Origin of the sequence: Bradyrhizobium sp. STM 3566 (genome assembly GCF_045571445.1) — a bacterium.
Classification (GTDB): Bacteria; Pseudomonadota; Alphaproteobacteria; order Rhizobiales; family Xanthobacteraceae; genus Bradyrhizobium; species Bradyrhizobium vignae.
On the sequence record NZ_CP120692.1, the window covers coordinates 6,588,336 to 6,609,700 of the forward strand.

17 protein-coding genes and 3 pseudogenes are annotated in these 21,365 nt (G+C 58.6%); 1 reads left to right on the forward strand and 19 read right to left on the reverse strand.

Going from position 1 to position 21,365, the window contains the following annotated elements; genetic code table 11:
* Positions 1-204 precede the first annotated feature (204 nt).
* From P6U27_RS31380 to P6U27_RS31395, 4 genes and pseudogenes are all read right to left on the reverse strand, one after another.
* Positions 205-1,092 (reverse strand): TauD/TfdA dioxygenase family protein, encoded by an 888-nt coding sequence (locus P6U27_RS31380; protein ID WP_407193200.1) that lies wholly within the window; start codon positions 1,090-1,092, stop codon positions 205-207.
* Positions 1,093-1,924: 832 nt separating this feature from the next.
* A pseudogene (gene aceE, locus P6U27_RS31385) lies at positions 1,925-2,788 on the reverse strand (pyruvate dehydrogenase (acetyl-transferring), homodimeric type); the annotation flags it as partial.
* A gap of 833 nt (positions 2,789-3,621) precedes the next feature.
* Positions 3,622-4,398, reverse strand: coding sequence for an acetoacetate decarboxylase (locus P6U27_RS31390; RefSeq protein WP_407193201.1), 777 nt, complete (start codon positions 4,396-4,398; stop codon positions 3,622-3,624).
* A gap of 35 nt (positions 4,399-4,433) precedes the next feature.
* A complete protein-coding gene (locus tag P6U27_RS31395; RefSeq protein ID WP_407193202.1) occupies positions 4,434-5,609 on the reverse strand; it encodes a patatin-like phospholipase family protein in 1,176 nt (391 codons plus the stop codon).
* Positions 5,610-6,557: 948 nt separating this feature from the next.
* Here P6U27_RS31395 and P6U27_RS31400 point away from each other — a divergent pair.
* A pseudogene (locus P6U27_RS31400) lies at positions 6,558-6,686 on the forward strand (hypothetical protein); the annotation flags it as partial.
* Here P6U27_RS31400 and P6U27_RS31405 read toward each other — a convergent pair.
* From P6U27_RS31405 to P6U27_RS31475, 15 genes and pseudogenes are all read right to left on the reverse strand, one after another.
* Positions 6,678-6,817: pseudogene (locus P6U27_RS31405) on the reverse strand (biotin carboxylase N-terminal domain-containing protein); the annotation flags it as partial. The pseudogenes P6U27_RS31400 and P6U27_RS31405 sit on opposite strands and share 9 nt — an antisense overlap.
* Positions 6,818-7,072: 255 nt before the next feature.
* Complete coding sequence (locus P6U27_RS31410; protein WP_407193203.1) at positions 7,073-7,255, reverse strand: hypothetical protein; 183 nt, start codon at positions 7,253-7,255, stop codon at positions 7,073-7,075.
* Between the two features lie 55 nt (positions 7,256-7,310).
* Entirely contained in the window at positions 7,311-8,432 is a 1,122-nt protein-coding gene (locus P6U27_RS31415; protein WP_407193204.1) for a WD40 repeat domain-containing protein, read from the reverse strand.
* An 8-nt stretch (positions 8,433-8,440) separates the two neighbouring features.
* The gene (locus P6U27_RS31420; protein ID WP_407193205.1) at positions 8,441-8,749 is read right to left on the reverse strand and encodes a hypothetical protein; all 309 of its coding nucleotides are present in this window, start codon (positions 8,747-8,749) and stop codon (positions 8,441-8,443) included.
* The gene (locus P6U27_RS31425) at positions 8,746-9,195 is read right to left on the reverse strand and encodes a hypothetical protein (RefSeq protein WP_407193206.1); all 450 of its coding nucleotides are present in this window, start codon (positions 9,193-9,195) and stop codon (positions 8,746-8,748) included. The genes P6U27_RS31420 and P6U27_RS31425 overlap by 4 nt, the downstream gene beginning before the upstream one ends.
* Positions 9,196-9,204: 9 nt before the next feature.
* On the reverse strand, positions 9,205-11,253 hold the full coding sequence (locus P6U27_RS31430; RefSeq protein WP_407193207.1) for a sigma-54-dependent Fis family transcriptional regulator: 2,049 nt from the start codon (positions 11,251-11,253) through the stop codon (positions 9,205-9,207).
* 119 nt (positions 11,254-11,372) lie between these two features.
* Positions 11,373-11,867 carry a hypothetical protein gene (locus tag P6U27_RS31435; protein ID WP_407193208.1) on the reverse strand — a complete coding sequence of 165 codons (495 nt, stop codon included), beginning with the start codon at positions 11,865-11,867 and terminating at the stop codon, positions 11,373-11,375.
* A gap of 130 nt (positions 11,868-11,997) precedes the next feature.
* Positions 11,998-12,678 (reverse strand): MIP family channel protein, encoded by a 681-nt coding sequence (locus tag P6U27_RS31440; protein WP_407193209.1) that lies wholly within the window; start codon positions 12,676-12,678, stop codon positions 11,998-12,000.
* A 143-nt stretch (positions 12,679-12,821) separates the two neighbouring features.
* Positions 12,822-14,453, reverse strand: coding sequence for a molecular chaperone GroEL (locus P6U27_RS31445; RefSeq protein ID WP_407193210.1), 1,632 nt, complete (start codon positions 14,451-14,453; stop codon positions 12,822-12,824).
* Between the two features lie 97 nt (positions 14,454-14,550).
* Positions 14,551-15,390, reverse strand: a complete 840-nt coding sequence (locus P6U27_RS31450; protein ID WP_407193211.1) for a metal-sulfur cluster assembly factor — start codon at positions 15,388-15,390, stop codon at positions 14,551-14,553.
* 5 nt (positions 15,391-15,395) lie between these two features.
* Positions 15,396-16,418, reverse strand: a complete 1,023-nt coding sequence (locus tag P6U27_RS31455) for an amidohydrolase family protein (RefSeq protein WP_407193212.1) — start codon at positions 16,416-16,418, stop codon at positions 15,396-15,398.
* A gap of 136 nt (positions 16,419-16,554) precedes the next feature.
* Entirely contained in the window at positions 16,555-16,926 is a 372-nt protein-coding gene (locus tag P6U27_RS31460; RefSeq protein WP_407193213.1) for an MmoB/DmpM family protein, read from the reverse strand.
* A gap of 6 nt (positions 16,927-16,932) precedes the next feature.
* The gene (locus P6U27_RS31465) at positions 16,933-18,003 is read right to left on the reverse strand and encodes an aromatic/alkene monooxygenase hydroxylase subunit beta (protein WP_407193214.1); all 1,071 of its coding nucleotides are present in this window, start codon (positions 18,001-18,003) and stop codon (positions 16,933-16,935) included.
* 58 nt (positions 18,004-18,061) lie between these two features.
* The gene (locus tag P6U27_RS31470) at positions 18,062-19,102 is read right to left on the reverse strand and encodes a 2Fe-2S iron-sulfur cluster-binding protein (RefSeq protein WP_407193215.1); all 1,041 of its coding nucleotides are present in this window, start codon (positions 19,100-19,102) and stop codon (positions 18,062-18,064) included.
* Positions 19,103-19,185: 83 nt separating this feature from the next.
* On the reverse strand, positions 19,186-20,856 hold the full coding sequence (locus P6U27_RS31475; RefSeq protein WP_407193216.1) for an aromatic/alkene/methane monooxygenase hydroxylase/oxygenase subunit alpha: 1,671 nt from the start codon (positions 20,854-20,856) through the stop codon (positions 19,186-19,188).
* Between the last annotated feature and the right edge of the window lie 509 nt (positions 20,857-21,365).

The following is a 21,365-nucleotide window of genomic DNA, read 5'->3' on the forward strand; positions in this document are numbered from 1 at the left end:
AAAAATGCAGCGTCATCGGTTTGACCTGCGAGGAGAGACGAAGCCTGGATTAATACTGTTGGGCCTGGAAGAAGCCTAGCAGGTGGCAGCTGCGCCCGTTAGCCGGTCCTCACGCATAAGACCGGCCGCACCGCTCGACATTGCAGGGCCGCAATTTAGTCTTGGGTCTCCGCGCGTTGACCTAATCCGGAAGGTGCCGACAAGTCAGGCAGCCTTTGCCGCCCTTGATTTTGGCCTTTTCTCGTGCGGTACGCGGGCGCCAATCGCAAGCTGGTCCGTCATCCAGTGAGGGCTGCTGGATTTGCTGACGGGGTACGGCTCAGTCGCGCGATTGTCCCAGATTACGACGTCGCCTGATTTCAAGTTCCAGCACAGAGTGTTCCGGGGCGCGATGAGATAGGATTGCAGCCGTTCAAACAGTCTTTGGCTGGGAAAGCGCTGCAGTCCGACAAAGTTGTTCACGGTACTACCGAGCGATAGCATGCGTTCGCCGGTCTCGGGATGAACACGAACAATCGGATGTGTCGTTTCGTAGATCGTCCCAGTGGATACGCCCCACCAAGGCCGCTTGTTAGCATCGGTGCCCCTCTCTGTCGCGGTGAGATCAGATGCAACGAAGCTCACGGCCCATAGGTTATCTGCGAGCATCCGCAGGGGATCGGGAAGATCAAGATAAGCGCCCGCCCTGCTCGACCAAGTAATGTCGCCGCCAAAAGGCGGGGCCGCTGCGAGTCGCAGCACCGAAATGGCTGTGCGGACCCGCCCCTCGTTCATCTGGTTGAGATGACTGTAGGCGGGATCAGACAGCTCCTGCCGGATCGTTAAACCGCCCATTGTGTCCGCCATTGTGGGATTCGGTATCAGCGAGCCAAGCCGGAGCACAAAACGTTGCTGCTGTGCATCGTCGAGATGTCCCTGGTCACGGAAGAAGATGACCTTGTGCTCTAGCAGAAGCCGCTTGAACGCTACGATGACATCGTCGGGCAAATCGTCCGACAACGCAATGTTCTTGATTTCGGCACCAAGCCGCTCCGCACGCTTCACGATGTCTGCTCGCGGAATGACATCTTCAACAACCATTGTCCCACTCATCACGCGCCTCTTTCTGTGGATGTCTAAAACAGACTCGGTGGTGGTCGCGTCTGGCGACAAACCCGGTAAAACCATCTTGATCCTACACACTCGAATTGTCTGAGCGTGGCTCAACGCGCCACTCAACTAGGCGACTGAATTCTGATACGCACCACCAGCACCCTAGGATCCGACTCCCTCTGCGTGTCGACGGCTAGTGGCGTTCTCATTGAAGGACACTCGCATATGAGGCCGCTAGATCGATTGTGGCCTGATCAACAGTGCAGATCATAGACGCAATCCATGTCCAGTCCATGAAACGAAACCAGCTTTCTTTTAGAGCTCGCGTAACGTTCTCCTCGTCTCAGAACTCAGGCTTGGAAAATCCTCGAACAACGACTGCGTCGTACCTCATTCATCCCGCACGGCGTCATGCGCACGATGAAGATTGGAATTAGTTCGCGATATGCACTCGCGAAGCGGATAGAACCTGCTGCTCGAAGCAAATCTACCTTAAGACGTACATCATATTAGTGGCTACTTCAACGTGCTGCAATCATATTTTTGCGACTTGCAGTTGTTTCAATGGGCGCTTGTTTCATCAGCAGTCAGATCACTTGCTGTCAGTCTTTGACTAGCGGTTGAAGCGCAAAATAGGAACGCTGCAACTTCCGATGCAGCTTAACAACGGACTTAATCCCTCGATTTTCGAAATCTGCACATGGCACGAATGCAGGTGCCCCCGGGGTAACCTGCCCCTGCACGGAGAGCTAGACTTTCCTTACGAAGTGCATGCCATTTCGCTTTGTGGCAATTGAGTACACATATGATACAGCGTGCCGACCGCTCAGACTATGACGTTCCACCCCGCCGCGCGGAAGACCCTCTCGAGCTCCTGCACGATCTTGCCGTTCCCGCGCACGTGGCCATCGAGCCGCTGGAGATTGCAGTTGATGACGTAGATCAAATTGTCGAGCTTCTCGCGGCCGGCGAGCGAGATCGCGCCGAGCGATTCCGGCTCGTCGGTTTCGCCGTCATCCATGAAGGCCCAGGCTTTGCGGTTTCCCGTTTCGGCCAGGTTGCGGTTCTGGAGATATTTCAGGAAGCGAGCCTGATAAATCGCCGCCAGCGGGGCGAGGTCCATCGACACGTTGGAAATTGCCAAAAATCCGGCATCAGCCAGGGATGCGGATAGCTCGACAGGCCTTTGCCGCCGGTCTCCTGGCGGAAGCTGAGAAGCTGCTCCTCGCTGAGCCGGCGTTCGGGAAACGCACGCGCATAGATACCGGGCGAACTGTGGCCCTGGACCGGGATCAGGTCGCGGCCATGGTTCTCCGTCGGTGCATGCCAGAAATGGCCGAAACTAATATCGTAGAGCGTTGCGGCCGACTGGAAGCTTGCAATGTGACCGCCGAGCCCCGAGCTCTCCTTTGGCGCGCAGCACGATCGCGAGCGCGTTCCAGCGGATGATCGAACGAAGCTTGTGCTCGATGGCGCGATCGCCCGGCAAGGGCGGCTATTGGCTCAGCGGAATCGATTGCAATAGGGCGTCGTCAGCATCTGTTCAATCGCCACCCCGCCTTCGCGGGCGGCATCGACTATCGTGTTGACGACGAACTCGGCCCGCTCATTGCCGCGATGCCTTGGTGGCTGACAGAGCATCCAGCCACTCCTGGGTTTCCTGCGGATCCAGGTCGTGCGCGCCTGCAACTGTCATCACCCTCTCCCTTTGCCTGCGAAGCCGATTCGGGCGTCAGTGCTCATTGCGCTCCGCAACGGCAGAGAGGCGCAGTGCCGTCCAGGCGACATGGCCTGTGCTGTTACGAAGGATCGAATGCTGGCTGGTATCAGAGCGTCCCCTCGCATTGCTTGTTCTGGAGCCGATGCTCCTTTTTTCGATGCTTAAAGCAGCATCCGTGCCAGGCCACGGAGGAGGGCGGGAATCGTGTATCTCCTTCGTTTTGCCGGGAAATGCTCTCAGGGCACGGTAGCTCCGGGACCTCTGGAGCCACGATACGTCCCAAGCGCCGGAAGGCCGGCCGGCGGAGCGATCCGGAATATCGGACGGTCGCGGCCATGCATCGCCGCCGGCAAGGCGGATCAGGCGGCCGGGGATGAAATGGAGTTGATGATGCTGCTCTGACCGGTCGAATGTCTGCGTGCAACATCCCGCTTCTGTCACGAGGCGACGGCGATTCTCAGCTAGGGCGCTGCTTTCAGCTGCACCCGTGGCCCGGAGCACATGGCGTTTCCCGCATGCATGCCGCCGAATGCTTCGCTCGGCAGCTATGAACCCTCGCGTCGCTCTTTCCTCCAATCGGCGCGGTGATAAACGCCAAGTCCGACGGAGAGCATAAGAGCCAGAGAAGGGCCGTCATCACCGGCTCAGTTGATTTCGTTGTCGGTGCGCGGATTGCGCCTCTACTCCCTTCTCACTTCATGAAAGATTGTCTTGTATCCTGCCCCGCGAACCCGGAACGACAACGAGCCAACAACTTTGCTCGTGACAAACTCGCATTCAGGCCGAGTTCTCGTCAGGTGACAAGCGCTTTATCGCGGGCCTGCTGTGAAGCTCCGACTCGCCTGCTGGAGATAATCATGGACAACGCGTCCGAGGCCAAGTGTAAGGTCGGCGCGGATGTGGATAGAGGCTACGATCTCGAGAACAGGTAATTCAGCTACCGGAGCCAATGCGTGAGGCGTCAAGGACAAGGCCGCCGGCCCGGTCCAGGCTCCCTTTAGAGCTATTTCCTCATGCCTGTATTCTACCAGTTCGCATATGCGCGGACTGCCATCGACATGTGGGATGATTTTGAGTAGAAAATTCGGCTCCTCGAGGGCGGCTTTAACTTGCGCCAAGTCGGCCTCACGGTGTTTGTAGCCCATCGTACCTGTTGCAACTCGCAGCGGCCCGTAGTCCAGCATACCGATAATCGTCTCAACTTCAGTTCGCAACGTGGGTTGGGCCAGCTTTTTGGGAAAGCCCCACAGTTCTCGTCCACCTGCAATGGCCGCCTCGCCGTTAAGAAACATGTAGTGCGTGTAGCTACCGCTACGTCCACGAAAGGATACAGGGATCACCTGGCTGCTTTCTGCGTAATCGCCAAAGCTGTTTGAATCCGGCATGCGAATGAATTCATATTTCACAAGCGCTTGCCGCTCATCGAACTCCAGCGGCTCAGGTAACACTGCTCGCAGCTTTGCTGGGTCGGTGCGGTATGTAATTATAAGGTATTCGCGATCGACAAACCGATACGGCCCTCGTGAATACGCTGGATTGGTTAGAGGCATCGCGAACGCCCGTTCGAGCACTTCGTTCTCGCGCATTCAGTTCTCCTGACGTTGAGAATTACCAGCTTGCTTTACTCGCGGCGATCCTGGTCAAGATGGAACGTAAAGACGCCGTCAGGACTTGTAGGGCGACCGAACACCTCGGGATGGCGCAGCACGCGTAGCGCATCCTTATAACCTGCGCGCCAACGCTCTTGCATCGAAACGCGGGAGAACTCGTAGTCTTTTGAGCTTCCCTCGTTGTTCCGCGCCCGGTAAGTCAACTGGACGATGTTATAGACGTTATGACAGTTAGAAGAAGTTCTCAGAAGCTTCACATCCTCATCTTCGCTGAGATCTTCGGGGATCCGATCCAACAGGGCAGCGAGTGCACGCCGTAGCTGCTGCACCCGCCTAAGCTGGCGGAGACTTGGTCGCGTGCGGCTCGAATATTGAATCTCCTTTTGGCGCGTTGCGACTTCCGCCATGTTGCGCGGTATCGGTCCCCGAGGACTCCACACGTCGACCTGGAACGCGAGCATGTCCTGGGGAGCGTCAGACTGAAGCAGCCATTCCAATGGTGTATTGGACACGAGGCCACCGTCCCAGTAGTGCTCACCGTCTATCTCTATCGCCGGAAAACCTGGCGGCAGCGCTCCGCTCGCCATGATGTGCTCCGGCATGATGGTGTGAGTGCTGTTGTCGAAGTAGACGACATTGCCTGTTCGTACGTTGACCGCACCTGCACTGAATCGGATCTTTCCAGCGTTCAGACGATCAAAATCGACGAGGCGCTCCAGCGTCATCTTTAAGCTGCTAGTATCATAAAAGCTGGTGGCCTCGCTCGTCCCGTCGCGTTGCGACCAGGGCGGCATGGTCCGGGTGGAGAAAAATCCCGTTGCACCGCATACCAGCGCAAAGCTTGCGCTCACCTGGTCGAAGAAATTGCGCGCACCGGCGCTGCGGGCTAAGTCGATAAAGGGATTGCTGGTGCACCAAGGTCCGGCAGACGTCACTTGCGTCCAAAATTCACGTACACGATCAAGACGCGCGTCGGGCGGGTTGCCCGCGATGATGGCAGCGTTGATCGCTCCGATGGAGATACCGGCGACCCAATCAGGATGGATGTTGGCCTCGACCAAGGCCTCGTAGACGCCTCCCTGGTATGCTCCCAGAGCACCACCGCCCTGCAAGACTAGGGCAATGCAGTGAAATGGCAGCCGCCGATCAACCCCTTGGACGTGATGGTGGCCAGGCGGGAAATTCATAGTCTGCGTATGTTCAGTTGGAAATTCGCCAAACTCGATCCTCCTTGAAACGCAAATCGCACTTGAACATACTCAGAAGCAGCTGGAATTGGACGACATTGTCGTTTCTCTAGAGGGGGCGGACCGCTGCCTGACGTCACGCGAAGCGTTCGGTAGATCATCGCTTACCTCGAATTGCTTCAGCCAAGGGGCTACGCAAACTCCATGCCAGCACGGAATGAGTTGAGACATTCGGCGCCGGCAACGCATGCGCGCCGTGGACAATCTCGCGACGAGCCCGTTCTGTGCCGCCTGCCGCCCGTGGCCTTGATATCGTTGCGCACGACATAGCACCCTCAGTTATAGACGTGATTGGCCACTGCTTGGGTGCGGACTCATTTGTGTGAAATGCGCCGGTACTCTATGCGACACACGTCGATCTCCCGACACATCGTTGAACGATTGCGGCGATTTGCCAGTCCGTCCTTGCGATATTGGAATGAGCCTGAACCGCACACGGGCACACATGGCTCCAAAAAGCGCTCGATCATCGCTCGCCAATTTCTCCGCAACTGCGGCGCGCCACTCTCAATGAAAAAAGAAGATTTGTTCGCGGCTGTGACGCTGCAGCCTGCCGCCCGGCTTGGACGCGTTCTGCGATGGTCTGCAATTTTATCCTGTGACCTTTGCAACGGACATCCCTTCGTTGTTGAAGCGCTCGGCGCGATCCGTAGCATGGACCGTTGTTGCGCGGATTGCGGTACAAGCGGCGTATTTCGCGCGCCTAGGTTGCCTTGGAATGCATCGCGTTTGCTCGTGAAGACTACGTCGCCAGGATGCCCGATGCTGCAATAGAATGATAATAACTTAAGTCGTCGCGAAGGTCTTATCCTCGGCAAAGAACTTTGCCGCCAGCATCAGCGCCCCCGCAGCACCAACGCTCTTCGTGAACTCGTTCTCAATGCGCAGCGATCTCCAGGTTTTGAGAATCGTTGGAACGAGGTGGCGGAGGCCTATCGAACGGCGAACGATCTTTTCGGCGACATCATCAAGGTCACTCCATCCTCGAAGGTCGTGGGCGACATGGCCTGGATTCTCGGAAAGAAAACCGTAGCCGGGATGTATGGCGTCGACTTTGGCGTCCTTGGGACGCGCAGTACCTCCTCGATCGAAAGATGAGCCTCTAGCGGTCCCTTTCCCTTCTCTACCTGGTAGGCCTCATCCGCTTTGCACCCCACTAGCTCAATCTGCGAAGCGACACCGATCGGCTCTAAGAATGAGGCGGGTCAGGTGCACATGACATCTACCCGAAAAGACACGCGTCATATTTGTCTCGAGTCTGCTGACAGCGCTGTGGTTTCGGGAGGTGGGCGCAATCCGGGGCAGATCCTGGCCGCCGCGGATCACCCCTATTCCGGACAATTCTCTTCAACTGCTATGTCCCCGCAAATTCAATTACAAAATTTGCTTTGAAGCAGACCCCCCTACTGTGTCATCGCGCTTCGCTCAAAGGGCTTGTTCTCGGCGATAAATCTTGCGGCCAGCACCAGGGCCCCCATCGAAAAGTCCTTCCCATGGGCGGCTATCATCCGTTCGGAGAGTTCGGCCAACTCTCTAAAGAATAGATCCTTACTTTCGGCTTCGCTTAGAGCGCGATTAGTCGTCATAATTAGTTCTCCTCACGATTTCGTTGGCGCGCCCGCACTTTTGCTGGAGCGCAAGCTATTTGAAGACATGCGGCGGAAACGTCACGATCGCCGCCTCGCCCTCACTTGTTCCTACGGCAAGATGCTGGCCGTCGCTGGACCACTGAAGGGCGTGAATGGCGCCTCCGCCTGGCGGCCTGACGACCATTTCGTCGGAGTGTCCGATCTTCGCAATCGCGACCACTCCGTCGGCGTAGCCCGCCGCAACCAATTGGCGCTCCGGATGGATATCCACCGTGTCAGCGAGGACGAACCGGGCGCGCCCGGTAGCGAGACTCGTCGGCTTCTGGCTGTCGTCAATAAGGCTGGAAACGTCCCAGGCGATTATCCGATAGGCTCCGCTCGTAACCAGGGCTCGGGAGTCTGCGCTCCATGAAAGAGAGGCGACGTTGGCGGGGTAGGTGGGAATTCGGACGATCCATGCATCGGCAAGACGGACCAAAACAACGCCCGCATTCTCGACCGATGCAGCTAACCAGCTTCCATCGGGGCTCCACGACAACGTCGAGACCAAGCCGACATCAAATGAAGCAGCGGGCTCCGGTCTGGCTCCAAAGGATCGTATAAGCAGACAACCGTCCGCTCCTATTGCGAAACTCCGGCCATCAGGAGATACGGCCATCGCGGATGAATTTCCTCCCCCGCGTTCCTGGACCCATCCGATCTCACCATTGGGCTGGTAGTGTATGAGTGATCCGCCAGAAGAAACGAGTACACCGCCCGCACATACCGGGACAACCAGATCAATCGCGGCCCGCAGTCTCGAAATTTGCCGGGTGACACCGGCGGTCGAAACGTGCAGCAACTCGCCGCCGTCACTGGCGATGAACCCCGAAGGCTTGACCGAAGCAAGATGAAGCCGACCATCGCTGATGACGACTCTCGTCAGCGGAGGCACCGGATTTCGTCGCGGTGAGATCGTGGCCCGTCCCTCGTCCAAGGCGATACGACAGCGATCTATCGGCGGTTCACTGTCCACCAAGGGCGCAATGGCCAGAGAGCCGTCGGCGAGTGCGAACGCGACTGCCTTTCCAGCAGCGTCGAACGCCACGTTCGTGACCGGGGCGCCTACTTTCCAGTGCCGCCCCAACAAATCATAAAGTGTTGCGCTCCCTGCTTCTGCTTCCATCGTGTCCATCGGTTGTCTCACTTATCCGCCGCAATCCGCCGATCAACGTCTTCAAGACCAGCCTCGAGCGCAACGCACTGAGCCTCGCACGTGGCTACGGCAGCGTTTGCTTTCTCGAAGCGCTCACGCGCCTCATCGAATGCCTTGCTAAGCGTCAGCGAGCCGCCCATCGCTGCAATCTCGCTTTCGATTCTCTGCATTTCGAATTCCGCTCCACCACTTAGCTGACGGTTCAGAAGGCTGCGCGATTGAGCGGCCGACATCTGCTGAACGATGCGCAACCGCTCATTCAGCATGTCGCGAAGCAGCGGCCTATCGCCGGTCATGCGCTTGTCTCAATTGCAGTCAGGATCCGCTGCAAGCCTCCTGTTCCGGCAACGAAGTGTTCCTGCGCATCATTGATATGGGATTGCAGCGAATCCCAGAGATCTACCCTCAGCAACCGCGCCGGATCGCCGGCCATCCTCTCCAAGGCCTGCAGACCGAACTGATGCCGCAATCCGATGCCCTGCAAAACGAAATCCGTCAGTTCGCGTGCATGTGTCTCGATGAAGGGACGCAAGAGCGGGTGCGCGCCATAACTGGTGCCGCGCTCTGCGAGTTCGCACTCGATGAACGCAACGAAATGACGAACGAGCAGATCTTGGCTTTCGCCAACTAGATGCACCATGAAGGTTACGTCGCGGTCGGCGCGTGCGAGAATCTGTGAGGCGAGCGTGGTCGCGACGACCGGCTCTCCTTCGCGCTTCTTTCCATTCCAGACCGTCGCCATATCCAATCCTTATCCCGAGGTTTGCGAACGGTATTGGTGCAACTTCCGATATAGCGTGGCGCGCGAAAGCCCCAACTTTTCGGCGGCGGCCGCGATATTGCCGCCGGCGTTTGCGACGGCCCTTTCGATGGCACGACGTTCCATCTCGTCGAAGCGCGCGATCTCCTCGCGTTCCGGGGTTTGACCACGATCACCCGATAATGTCGGCGTAGTCGGCTGAGATGCCGCTTCCAGGAAATCCTCGGGCAAGTCCCTGGGCGTGACCACGCCGGTAAGCGTCATCAGCACGAGGTTTTCGATCAGATTGCGCAGTTCGCGGACGTTCCCCGGCCAGCTGTAGCGCCGCAGTAACTCCATGGTGGCCGCCTCGAAACGCAGCGGTTGGGTATTATAAGTGGCTGCGAATTGCCTGTTAAAATGATCGATCAGGATTTCGACATCGCCCAGGCGCTCGCGCAAAGGCGGGATGGTGAATTTGACAACACCGATCCGGAAATACAGGTCTCTTCTGAAACGCCCCTCCGCCACTTCCTGCTTCAAATTCCGATTGGTCGATGCAACAAGTCGCACATCGACCGGACGCGGCTTACTGTCACCGAGCCGATAGACCGCCCGCTCCTCGAGCACGCGCAGCAGATAGGGCTGGAGGTCAAGCGGCATTTCGCCAATTTCATCGAGACTGAGCACCCCGCCATTAGCGAACTCAAAGCGTCCGGCCTTTCCCTCGCGGGTCGCCCCGGTAAAGGCGCCCGGAGCATGGCCGAACAACTCGCCGCCAAGAAGCTCTTTGGAGACCGCACCGCAATTGAAGGCGACAAAGGGCTCCTTGCCTGTCTTCTGACTAGCGGCGTGAATCAGACGGGCAAAGAGTTCCTTGCCAACACCGGTCTCGCCTTCAAGCAGGATTGCCGTGCGGCCGAGTGCCGCCCGCTCAACCTTTTCGACCACATCCAGCAGTGCTTCGCTACATCCGATGATGGCCTCTTTTGCCGAGATAAGAGCGCTTTGCGCGCTCGGCGACATCTGAGCCGCCCCCGCGTTCATCCGCGGTTTTGACGCAAGCACGAGCATTGCACCCTTGACGACGCCGTCCACAACCAAGGGTTCGATCTGCTGCTCGCGCAGCTCCTCGGGCAATCCACTCGTTAGGTCCTTGCCCAATAGCCCTTCGCTGCTGGGGAGAATCTGAGTTCCGATGCTTAGGTCGGGAGTATGCGCGATCCGCCGCCAGCGCCCAGGCGCCATGTCGTTGTGATGGACGACCCGGCCGAACCGATCGAGAATGACGACGCCGTCGGACCTGTTCATTCCCGGCATCCGCGAAATGCTCGCCTCAAGCAGCCGCATTCTCTCGATGCGAATTTTCTCTGAAAGTGCAAGTTCGATGTGATTGGCCGCCACGACCGCGAGGGCCACGTTGTGCCGATGAAAGATCGCCTGCGGCCCGGAAAAATCGACGATGCCGATGATGCTGCCGTCGATCGGACTCCGAATCGGGCTGCCGACGCAAGTCCATGCCTTGATGCCTTCAGAGAAATGCTCGGCCGCATGGACATGAACCGGCTTCCCCGTGACGAGCGCGGTCCCGATGCCGTTGGTACCGGTCACCGTCTCGCCCCAAGCGGCGCCGACTTCAAGACGAATGTCATGTCCCGCATCGATTGTCCGCTGGTCGCCCGCCACATCCAGCACGACACCATTCCTGTCGGTGATCAGCAGCATTGTGGCGGCGTCGCCAAGCACCTCCGCGACGCGGCGAAACGTCTGGGCGCTTGCAGCCATCAAGTCTTCATTCTTCAGACGCAGCTCATAGAGGTCGTCCGGCGAGGCGACGAGACTGCTGCCTTTCCCGTGGGCATCGACGCCCGATTTGAGACTGCGCTGCCATGAGCTCTCGATGACACCTCGAACCGGCGCGTTCTCTCGCCTAAGGTCACCGAAAGTCAGAAAGTTTTCCCAGGCCCTATTGGTCTCTCGTTCATCATAGGGCCGCCCTTGCTCTGCGTCCGTGGCGCCCGGATCATTGTAGCCTTCCAGGAAAAATGGCGGCTTAGCCATGAGCGTTTCCGTCAGCATTGGAGCACCATACTTTCGTTGGCAGGCAGCAACCCGATCAACAGAAACGATCGAACCAGGCTTGACCGAGATGTGTCATCCCCGCAGGGCCGGCTCACTGATCATTCGGCGGCCTTGCCGTTCGCGTCCAACCCGAGGCGCGCCGCGATAATCCCTTCCAAGCGCTCTTCAGACGGCTGGTCGGGGACGAGCATCCCCTCAAGATCGGCGAGGACCTTATAGATGCCCTCATCCAGCGGGTCGAACAGCCCATTCTCGCGTGTCGCCAGCGCCAGGTGTCGAGATTGGCCTCGACCTCGCAGCTCGCCAACAAAATGAAGCTGTCGGCCTGATGCGAGATCGGCAACCACAACACGGCCGTTGAGACTGATCCGTATATAGGGCTCTGTCTCCGGCAGGCGCCCCTTCGGGGTGTACCATAGCTTACCCGATGGCTGGGGCTCCGGAGGAGGTGTGCGGTTGCGCAGCTCCTGCCAGCGCCCAGCCGTCAGATGATTGGCAAGCGCATCGATCTTGGTCCGGTTCTTATCAATGAAGTCCTTCGCCGCCACGTCCTCACGGCGCGGACCATCCCGCTTGGAGATGATGTAGACCATGTGCCTTCCTCCTCCGGTTCGGCCCAATGGTCGTGGAAGCTTATAGCGCCTCCTTCGGCCCCGGCCGGAGCTTTCAAGATTGTAGCTTGTTCTGGCTCGTTGTCACCGGCCGATCATCGAGTTGCAAAGCTCAAGCGGTCGCCGCCATCGGGCGCGTCACTCCGGCCTTAAAGAGGTAACCGGACAGTGCGGCACCAAGGCACGGCGCCACAAAGTAGAGCCACACCTGCGACAGCGCATCTGGTCCTGCAAACAACGCGGGGCCCAGCGAGCGGGCTGGATTCACCGATGACCCCGACACGGCGATGCCGGCGAGATGGATCGCCACCAGGGTGAGGCCGATCACCAGGCCGGCGTAAGCAGAGGTCGCTCCGTTTTGCGTTGCACCAAGAATGACAGTCAGGAACAGAAAAGTTGCCGCCGCCTCGAACACGAATGCGGAAAGCACGCCATATTGACCCCAGCCATTCTGGGCAAAGCCATTTGCCGCGACGTCGTACCCCCCTACTTTGCCTTCGGCGATCAGATACAGCACCGCTGCAGCCGCAATTGCCCCAATGAACTGCGCAATGATATAGCCGGCGAAATCTCGCGGCGACATCCGACCAGCGACGAGCATGCCGAGACTGACGGCCGGGTTGAGGTGAGCCCCAGAAATATGACCAATCGAATAGGCCATCGCGACGACCGACAGACCGAATGCGAACGCCACGCCCAACAGGCCGACCTCGGCCCGCATGAAGATCACAGTCGCGCAGCCAAAAAATACCAATGCGAACGTGCCGATGGATTCCGCAACATACTTATGCATGACTTCCCCTCCCTTGTGATGATTTCGAGTCTGAAGCGACCGATCCGCCAGTCGCGACGCGTCGGCGATAGAGCCGAGTACCTGGCCACGATACCTTCGACGTCGGAGACGTCGCGGAGGAACGCGGACCGCGTACACATGTCTCATGCGCGGCCAAGCTTCTCTGCTCCGCCGCCGAGTGCCGGTCCCTGCGTTGGATCGACGTACTCCGGCACGTCGGCAACCAGCGTGTTGGTCGTCAGCACCAGCGTGGCGACGGACGCCGCGTTGCGAAGCGCGGTATAGGTCACGCGGACGGGGTCGACGATGCCGGCTGAAACCATATCGATGAACTTGCCTTCAGCCGCATCAAATCCAATCCCCGCCGGGGCGCTCTGTAGCTCGGCTATGACCTTCTTTGCATCATGGCCTGCATTCCTGGCAATGAAGGCGGCAGGTCGGGATAGTGTCTCGCGAACCAGCTTGATGCCCTCGCCCAGGTCGCCGTTGATGTTCCCTAGCTCGCGCGCCACCACAGGTGCGCACTGGGCTAATGCGGTGCCGCCGCCGGGCACGATGCCCTCCTCGGCCGCGGCGCGCGCTGCACTGAGTGCATCGTCGATCAGCTGGATGGTACGCTTCTGCTCCACGGGCGTGACACCACCCGCAAAGATCACGGCGGTGCCGCCTGAGAGCTTGGCTAGCCGCTCCTTGAGCTTGTCCTGTTCGATGTTCGGTGGTGCCAAGTCGTGCTGCTTGGATACCTGCTGGCGCCGCGCGGCGATCGCCGCATTATCGCCACCGCCGCGAATGATCACCGTTTCACGCGCACTGGCTCGAACCTGCCGCGCGGTGCCGAGGTCAGCAAGGCTGGTCTCTTCCAACTTGCCGCCAAGCTCGCGCGCGATCACCCGTCCTCCGGTTATGATGGCGAGATCGTCCATCATCGCCTTGCGCCAGTGGCCATAGTCCGGTGGATTGACGACCAGGACCTTGCCGCGATTGCTATCACCAAGCAGCGTCGGGACGACTTCCGGCGCAATTTCTTCAGCAACGATGACAAGCGGTCGCCCGGTGGAGGCTACCGCCGCGCGCACTGCGGACAGCTCGCCCGGCGTCTTGATCTTCAAATCCGTCAGAAGAATGTAGGGTTGATCCAATACCACCTCCATCTTCTCGACATCCGTTACCATGTGATGGGATATGTAGCCCCGGTCGAACGACATTCCCTCCACGACCTCAAGTGTCGTGTTCGTCGTCAGCCCGTAATCCGAACTTATGATGCCGTCCTTGCCGACCCGCTCCACCGCCTCGGCGATCAGACCGCCCAGATGGGGATCGGTCGACGCAATCGTCGCCACGGCTTGCAACGTCTTGCGGTCCGATATGGCCATTGCCGAGTTCTTCAGAGTTTCGACAACGACATCGACGGCCCTTTCAATACCCTTGCAGAGATCCACTGCTTTGGCTCCGCGCTCCAGGGCCGCAACGCCGCCCTGAATGAGTCCATTTGCGAGCACCATCGCCGTGGTCGTACCGTCGCCGGCGACTTCGTTGGTCTGCATTGAGACCTCGCGCACCACTTGCGCGCCCATGTTCTCGAAGCGATCCGGCAATTCGATTTCGGAAGCTATCGTGACACCATCGCGTGACACGATCGGCGTACCGATCGGCCTATCGACCATCGCATTCATACCCTTGGGCCCAAGGGTCGATTCGACGGCGGCGGCAAGCTTTTGGACTCCGCGTGCAAGCGCGCGACGGGCCTCTACGTCATGAAGCAGAACTTTCGGCATTGCGTTTCACTCCCCACGTGGTGGTCACTTGTGTCTAGTCGGGCGGCTTCCTGACCGCTCTGTTATTGGCGCTCGCACATGTTGCGATACGAGCGCCTCATGCTCGAGCCACGGACGGTTTCTCCGTCCTCACACTTAGCCCGTTGGATCTCTCGGCGCAGCTACTGCCGCAGCCTCCGCACGGTGCAGACTCTCGTTCGGCGTGCCCGCCTTCCAGTTCGCGATTGCGGGCGGCAAGAAGGCCTCGGCACAATGAGCTATTGAACTCCATATTGATGCGCACTCCTCGCAACCGCTGTAGATAGGAAGCCAATTCGTGGCGCTTGAGAGAGCGTCCCTCGTAGGTGACAAACGCGCGATCGTCGGGCAGCCGGGCGAGGCCGCGCTCGACGAGAAGCTCACGATAACGCGCCTTCTGCCGCGTAACTTCCTCCGAGCCGAAGTTGACCTCGTTAAAGGTGCCAAGATTCATCCGACAGATCTCTGGATCCTCATAGCCCACGCCGCGCAAGGCGAGTATTATGACCTCTTGGCGCCGCTCGAACGCCTTGCGGCGGAACTTCGCCCGCAAGTCGTCAAGTGACCCTCCAGGTGCAAACTCTTTGAGTGCCTCGGCGAATGATTTGCCTTCCCTAACGCCTCGGTTTATCTCCTCGGCGACCATATGATCGCGAAGTTGCGGCCGCGCCTCGCGAACCCACGGCAGCGTGGAGACCGCCCGACGCATGTCATCGGCCATGAGGAATGCGAAGTTTGCCGAGCACCAGTAGGTCGGCAAACGAAAGACGATATCGACACCGCCATCATTATCGATGGTAACCCGCTCGACGAACCCGAGCTCGGTCACAGACTCATCGAGCTCGGGATCGGTGACCAGCGAAAGGCGATCCCACACTTCGCTGGTCTTGCCGTCACGATGTGGAAGGACTTCGTCCATCCGCCTCACTCCGCTGCGGTCGCAAGGGCGCTTTTTGCAAGCTTCGCCTTCTGCGCCTCGATGTCGACGCCATAGAGGCGCGCGGCATTGAGGCCCAGAATCTTCCTCTTCGCCTGGGGCGTGAGGTCGATGCCGTGCTCCTGCTTCAAATCTTCCGGGAGCTCGAAATTCCAGAACTTCTCGACCAACCAGCGCGGCGTCCAGATCGCGTAGTCGCTGCCGAAGAGAAGCTTGTCTTCACCGACCCAGAACAGCAGCTCGCTGATCACTTCAGCGAAATAGCGCGGGCGTCCGTGAATGAACGGTAGCGCTACCGCGAGGCCGCCATAGACATTCGTCTCCTGCACAGCGATCCAGCAAAAATCGTCGAGCCGCGGCAGACCACAGTGCTCAATGATGAAGTTGAGACCTTGGAAATCGGTCGCCGCATGATCGACGTCGTGAACATCGAACGCGTCCTTGTCCAACGGAATAATCGTCGGGCCCTTGTGGACGTGGATGTTGGTGATACCGAGCTTCTGGCACAGCTCGAAGCAGCGATAGGCGTTGGGATCCGTAAGCTTCCACCCGCGCGAGTCGCCCTTCCACTCGGCCGTATACAGCTTGACGCCCTTGATGCCGAACGTCTCTTTCATGTAGTGAATATATTCAAGTGCCTTCTCGCCATCCCGCGGATCGAAAGCACCGTTGATGATGAAGCGGTCCTTGTACTTCTTTGCCATCTCGGCGTTGCGATCGATGGTGTTGAACCCGTTCTTGTAGAACTCCGTCAGATAGGTCGACTGAACGACAGCCATGTCGTCCGGGCCGTCGACGAACAGATCGCGGTACATCTGGTCGGCGCTGTACTTCTCGAATTGCTCCTTCGGCCAGAGCTTATCTTTGGGGCTCAGCGATGTGTGATAAGCGTAGAAGCAGTCGATGAACTGCTTGCCGTGGATGTTGAGCTGGTTCGCCGGGCTGCCGTCCCAGAAATGGGTGTGACCGTCGATGACGAAAACTTCCTCGCCGGTGGGAGTGATGAACATGATGGTCTCCAGGAATTCTTGGTTAAGCCTATTTCGTTCGATCCACGCCATGGTCACGCGAGGACACTTCGAGAAGCGGCGGGGCCACAGCCGCTAGGGGATGCGGCCCCGCCCAGTCAGGGAGAAACAACGGAGCTCACTCGATGTATTCGAAGACCTCGTCCATGTTGCCGAACAGCGTCACTGTGTTGTCGTCGATGCGCACCATCCGCCCGTAGTGGGTCGAGGTGTTCACTTCGAAGATCTCGGCTGTCATCTCCTTGCCGAGAATGTCACTGATTTCGTCCATCTTGAAGATCAGCTTGCCCTCACCATCGATGCGAATCAGGGCTGGCTGATAGGTCACGGTCACGTTCGGCTTTTTGCTCATGAACTCGGCGATGGCACGCGCCTCGACGCTGTCATTCATGGTGACGCCGCACTGGTGGGAAATGGTTTGCTCGAAGCGAAGGTCCCCCATCTTCTGAAAGATATTTTGGTTAGTCGCAGATCTGGAAACGACAGACATCGCAAGTTACTCCTTGGGAAAAGTGAGGCCTAGCTCACCGAGAATCTTCTTGATGCGTTCGACCGACTGCGCGCGCGCGTCGGCGTACTGCACCGGCTTCGAATGCGGTTGCGACCAGATCGGCTGCAGGCCGGCAGCCGCCTTGTTGGCGAGCGCGACATGCTTGTGCACCCAGCCCTGGAACAGCTGCTTGTTGTGAGCGCCATGGTGATTGTCGGTCACCAGAAGGTGCATCAGATCGATCGTATTGGCGAGATTGCGTTCGTAGTCAGCTTCCGCGGACGAAATCACCGGTGGCGTGATGAAGTCGCCATTCGACGAAGCCACTTGCATGAGGAAGCCGCTGCGGAACAATTCGCCGACCAATGGCTCAAACACGATGTTCGTGGCGAAGTACTGCTCGAGATAGTCGGCCGAGCCCATGATCGACTCGATCGCTTCCCGCGTTCCTTGCCAGCCCTTGTCTTCCAGCCAGGCGCGCTTGCCGGCCGTGTCGTCGAAGCCCGGAATGTCCATCCCGATCTCGGCGAGATAGAGCGTGATATCTTGGGAAAGGCGAAGCTTGTACGACGAGTTCGTCAGCGTCGCATTGTTGATCATCTGGGTGTAGCCGTAGCGCTGAGCCTGCATCAGCGACGTGCCGAGACCGAACTCAGCGTGCTTCCACGCACCGAGATGGTTCTGCAGGATCTTGATCCAGGCCTTGTCGAAGCTCTTCGGCGCCCCCGACTTGCGCCCGTTGGCAATCACGGCTTGGACCATCGCTTCGATCTTGGACTGGCGCTGGTAGTGAGTGCGCTCCCACTCCTGGTCGGGGGCGCGGAACGCATGCCAATTCGAGCTGAGAGCCGCCGTGTTGTCCTTGGTGTATGCACCCTTGCCGTTGGGGAAGGAGATGATCCAGTCCTGTAACAGGTAACGTTCCGGATCCGGTTGCACGTCGACCGTCACATCTTCGTAGTGCGTGGCGCGCTTACTACGTGGCTCAAAATAGCGGTATCGGCGACTATCCGAATCCGGAAACACCGCAGAGCCTGCGGCACCGGACTTGGCTGATGCGGTTTGAACGGCAGTCATGGTCGTCTTCCTCCTCCTGTTGTTGGCTCTAGAATTGCTCGTTGGGCGGCCAAGGCGTCTAGTTGTTGGCCGGCGTGAACTTGTCGAAGAAGATGCGGTCCGACTCGACATCGTTCATTTGCAACACTGGCGTCAGCGCCTCGATCATTGGCGATGGTCCGCAGGCATAGACGTCGACGTCTTCACCGTAGTCCGCTCTGCGAAGGTGCTCTCCGACCGCCTCGTGCACGAAGCCCTTTGCTCCGCTCCAGGCCGTGTCGTCGGCCGCATGGGAGAGAACCGGCACGAAGGTGAATTGCGGATGCTTGGCGGCAAGCTCCGCGAAGTGATCCAGGTAGAAAAGATCGTTCTGCGTCCTGGCCCCGTAGAAGAAGTACACCGGACGTACTTCCCCGGAGCTGATGTGATCATGCAGGATCGACCACAGCGGCGACATTCCGGATCCGCCGCCGACCAGGATCATGGCCCCCGTCTTGTTTTCTCGTCGGAAGCAGGTCCCGTAGGGTCCTTTGACTCCGACCTCGGTTCCGACTGCGAGATCTCCGTCGAGCCGTGAGGAGAAGCGTCCGTTGGGGTACTTCTTGATGATGAACGCGAGTTTTTGGCCTTCGCTCGGCGAATTTGCCATGGAAAACGAGCGCGTAATCGTCTCTGGTCCCGTGAGCGTGATGTCGACATATTGACCCGCCCAGAACTTCAGAGGTTGCTCTAGTGCAATTTCGAGGCGGCGAATGTCATGGGTCAGCGCAGAGATGCTGGTCACCGTACCCTTGAACTCTTTGACGGGAATCGATTTCGATAGCACTTCCTCGTCGTAGTTGAGGAGTTCCACCTCGAGATCCGAGTAGGCCAAGGTGCGACAGAGCAAGATGTAGTCCTGACCTCGCTCCATCTCGTTGAGAGCGAACGTGGAATATTTCTTCAACTCGACATCGCCGCCGGTGAGGACGCATTTGCACGCCGAGCATTGGCCCTCCTTGCAACCATGAGGGAGTGCGATGCCTTGGCGGAACGCGGCGTCGAGGACGGTCTCGTTCTCTTCAACCTCGAACTCTATGCCTACCGGCTGCAGGCGAACGACATTAGTGGGCGCACCCATAAGGGGCCTCCTCAAACCAAGGCTGCAAATCTTCAGGGGATCGATGGGAAGGAGCCGGCCAAAACCGGCCCCTTCCGTTTCACTTAGTTGCAGGGATTGATGGTGAATCCCTTGCGATACTCGGCAAGATGCTTCTCGCGGTCGGCTGGGCTCATCTCCCGCAGCGTAAGCAGCGGGCTTTTGAGAATGTGGCCGCGGACATCGTCGAGCGTCCACATTTCCTTTTCTTCGAACCGCAGGTGCGGCTGGGCGACCAGCGTCTTGCCGTCCGTGCGCACGAAGCCCAGGTCCTTGATGGCGTCGGCGATATCCACATTATGGTAGACGCTTTCCCATTCGCGGCGACCGCTGAAGCGCCCCATCGCGGGGGTCGGACGTCCCTGGTATTCGCCGGCGAAGGCCTCGACAGCCGTCCAGCGATCGAGCTCATGGGCGAACGTGTAGAGCTTGCCGTCGATCTCGTCGGTGACCATGTCCTCGCGGATGAGGCATGGAACGAGGCACGACCAGCAACGATGCGGATAGACGTACCCAACATCACTATTGAACAGGATGTTGGTCTGACCGCGATGCGACAGTTTTTCGTACCACTTCCAGAACTCGCCGAACTGCGCATACCAGCCCGGATACTTGTGTTCGAACCACTCGAAATCCTTGTCGGTCTGCGCCTCGATGCGCCAGAAGTTGGCCGACCAGCCGACAGCGAAGAACTGCGCAACCTTATGCACGTAGTGCTTCTCGGTCAGGCGCTTCCAGGCCGTTTGCACATCGTCATGATGGATCTTGATGCCGTACTTTTCGAGCGGCAGCATATAGGTCCGGTAGTAGTCCTCGAAGATCCAGCGGTGCCACATCTCCGCGTAGGACTCCTTGGTCTTGTCGCGGTTCGTGGTGCCGTACTCGATGAACGTCCCGATCGCCGCGTCGACAATGGCGTGATTCTGCCAGAAGGCATACCGAAGGTCGCGCTCGAGCAGCAGGTGGTTCTCCGGCTCCTTCAGCATCGACATCAGCATGGAGTGGCCGTTGCCGATATGGCGGCTCTCGTCCGACTGGACCGATAGGAAGACGGTTGGCAGCGCATAGTCGCCGTTGCGGGCGGCTTCCGACGGCATGGCGACGAACAGCGTGTTCGTGAACGCGGTTTCGGCGACCACGGTCAGGTAGACGTTCGCGGACGTGATGGCGTCACCAGTGATGAAGCCTTCGCCGAACTGGCGACCGATGGTGGTGGCGTAGCACTTGCCGAACGCTTCCTCGGTAATGTCGAACCCAGCCGGGTCGATGTAGTTCTCCATGTACCATTTCTTCAGATTCATCTGGATGGTCGAATGACGGAATTCGTCGACCATCTGCATGGTGAAACCGGTGCGGAGATCTTCGCCGGGCGCCAGGCGTCCGACCATCGCCATGGAACGCGCCGCAGAGATTTCCGGGAAGGGGATGATCGCCAGGAACAGCTTCATCCACTCGACCCATCGCGGCTCGACATTGCGGAACATGTCGCCGCGGAGCGCGGCGTCAAGCGCGCCGTAGACGCGATTGTCCTTTTCCTCCTGCATCGGGAAATATGAGCGGAGGACCTGCTTCATCGGATCCTTCGGCGCCTTCGTGATCTTGTAGTCCGTGGGAAAGGTCATCGCCTCCTGGACGTAGGAAGGATTCCATCCGAGGTCTGCGATCTTCTTTGCAGCCTCACCTACCGAAATGCCGCGCTGGGCTGTGATTTTGTTGAGTGTTAACGTTCCAGACATTTAGTCTTTCCTCCTGATCGGGTCAGAAACCACATCGATATTCCGCCTACCCAGAACCTTGATGGTCCAGGCAGTGCTTACCCGTGCGTTACGGGCCACCTCACGGCCGTTTGCGCGACCGGACGTTTGATATCGGCAAGGGTCTTGGGATGACTGTGGTGCACCGGAAGATGATTAGCAGCGATCTTCGGTCCAACAGACGTTCCGATCACAAGCATCATTCCGCACAAGATGCGCCCTCAGCCAGGCATCCCCTTCCCTCGTTCTTGTCGCGGCTCGCCCCAGACGGAGCAGTCAGCGTTGTTGTGCTCCGGAGCTTTGCAATGGGCGTGCCAATGAGTTCGGCATCTCGCCAAACTGGTTTCTGGCTGAACGGATGCGCGGATGACCGTGGACAGAGACATCACAGCTGCCAGCTTGCGCCGAACCGAGATGCAAATTGCGACAGAATTTCAGAATGAGATTCTCAGTTACGAGAGCGCGCCAGTTTGCACTGCAATGTTTGCGTC

Coding starts and splice junctions, on each gene's coding strand:
- P6U27_RS31380 (WP_407193200.1), bottom strand. CDS start 1,092: ATGAGTGGGACAATGGTTGTTGAAGATGTCATTCCGCGAGCAGACATC.
- P6U27_RS31390 (WP_407193201.1), bottom strand. CDS start 4,398: ATGCGCGAGAACGAAGTGCTCGAACGGGCGTTCGCGATGCCTCTAACC.
- P6U27_RS31395 (WP_407193202.1), bottom strand. CDS start 5,609: ATGAATTTCCCGCCTGGCCACCATCACGTCCAAGGGGTTGATCGGCGG.
- P6U27_RS31410 (WP_407193203.1), bottom strand. CDS start 7,255: ATGACGACTAATCGCGCTCTAAGCGAAGCCGAAAGTAAGGATCTATTC.
- P6U27_RS31415 (WP_407193204.1), bottom strand. CDS start 8,432: ATGGACACGATGGAAGCAGAAGCAGGGAGCGCAACACTTTATGATTTG.
- P6U27_RS31420 (WP_407193205.1), bottom strand. CDS start 8,749: ATGACCGGCGATAGGCCGCTGCTTCGCGACATGCTGAATGAGCGGTTG.
- P6U27_RS31425 (WP_407193206.1), bottom strand. CDS start 9,195: ATGGCGACGGTCTGGAATGGAAAGAAGCGCGAAGGAGAGCCGGTCGTC.
- P6U27_RS31430 (WP_407193207.1), bottom strand. CDS start 11,253: ATGGCTAAGCCGCCATTTTTCCTGGAAGGCTACAATGATCCGGGCGCC.
- P6U27_RS31435 (WP_407193208.1), bottom strand. CDS start 11,867: ATGGTCTACATCATCTCCAAGCGGGATGGTCCGCGCCGTGAGGACGTG.
- P6U27_RS31440 (WP_407193209.1), bottom strand. CDS start 12,678: ATGCATAAGTATGTTGCGGAATCCATCGGCACGTTCGCATTGGTATTT.
- P6U27_RS31445 (WP_407193210.1), bottom strand. CDS start 14,453: ATGCCGAAAGTTCTGCTTCATGACGTAGAGGCCCGTCGCGCGCTTGCA.
- P6U27_RS31450 (WP_407193211.1), bottom strand. CDS start 15,390: ATGGACGAAGTCCTTCCACATCGTGACGGCAAGACCAGCGAAGTGTGG.
- P6U27_RS31455 (WP_407193212.1), bottom strand. CDS start 16,418: ATGTTCATCACTCCCACCGGCGAGGAAGTTTTCGTCATCGACGGTCAC.
- P6U27_RS31460 (WP_407193213.1), bottom strand. CDS start 16,926: ATGTCTGTCGTTTCCAGATCTGCGACTAACCAAAATATCTTTCAGAAG.
- P6U27_RS31465 (WP_407193214.1), bottom strand. CDS start 18,003: ATGACTGCCGTTCAAACCGCATCAGCCAAGTCCGGTGCCGCAGGCTCT.
- P6U27_RS31470 (WP_407193215.1), bottom strand. CDS start 19,102: ATGGGTGCGCCCACTAATGTCGTTCGCCTGCAGCCGGTAGGCATAGAG.
- P6U27_RS31475 (WP_407193216.1), bottom strand. CDS start 20,856: ATGTCTGGAACGTTAACACTCAACAAAATCACAGCCCAGCGCGGCATT.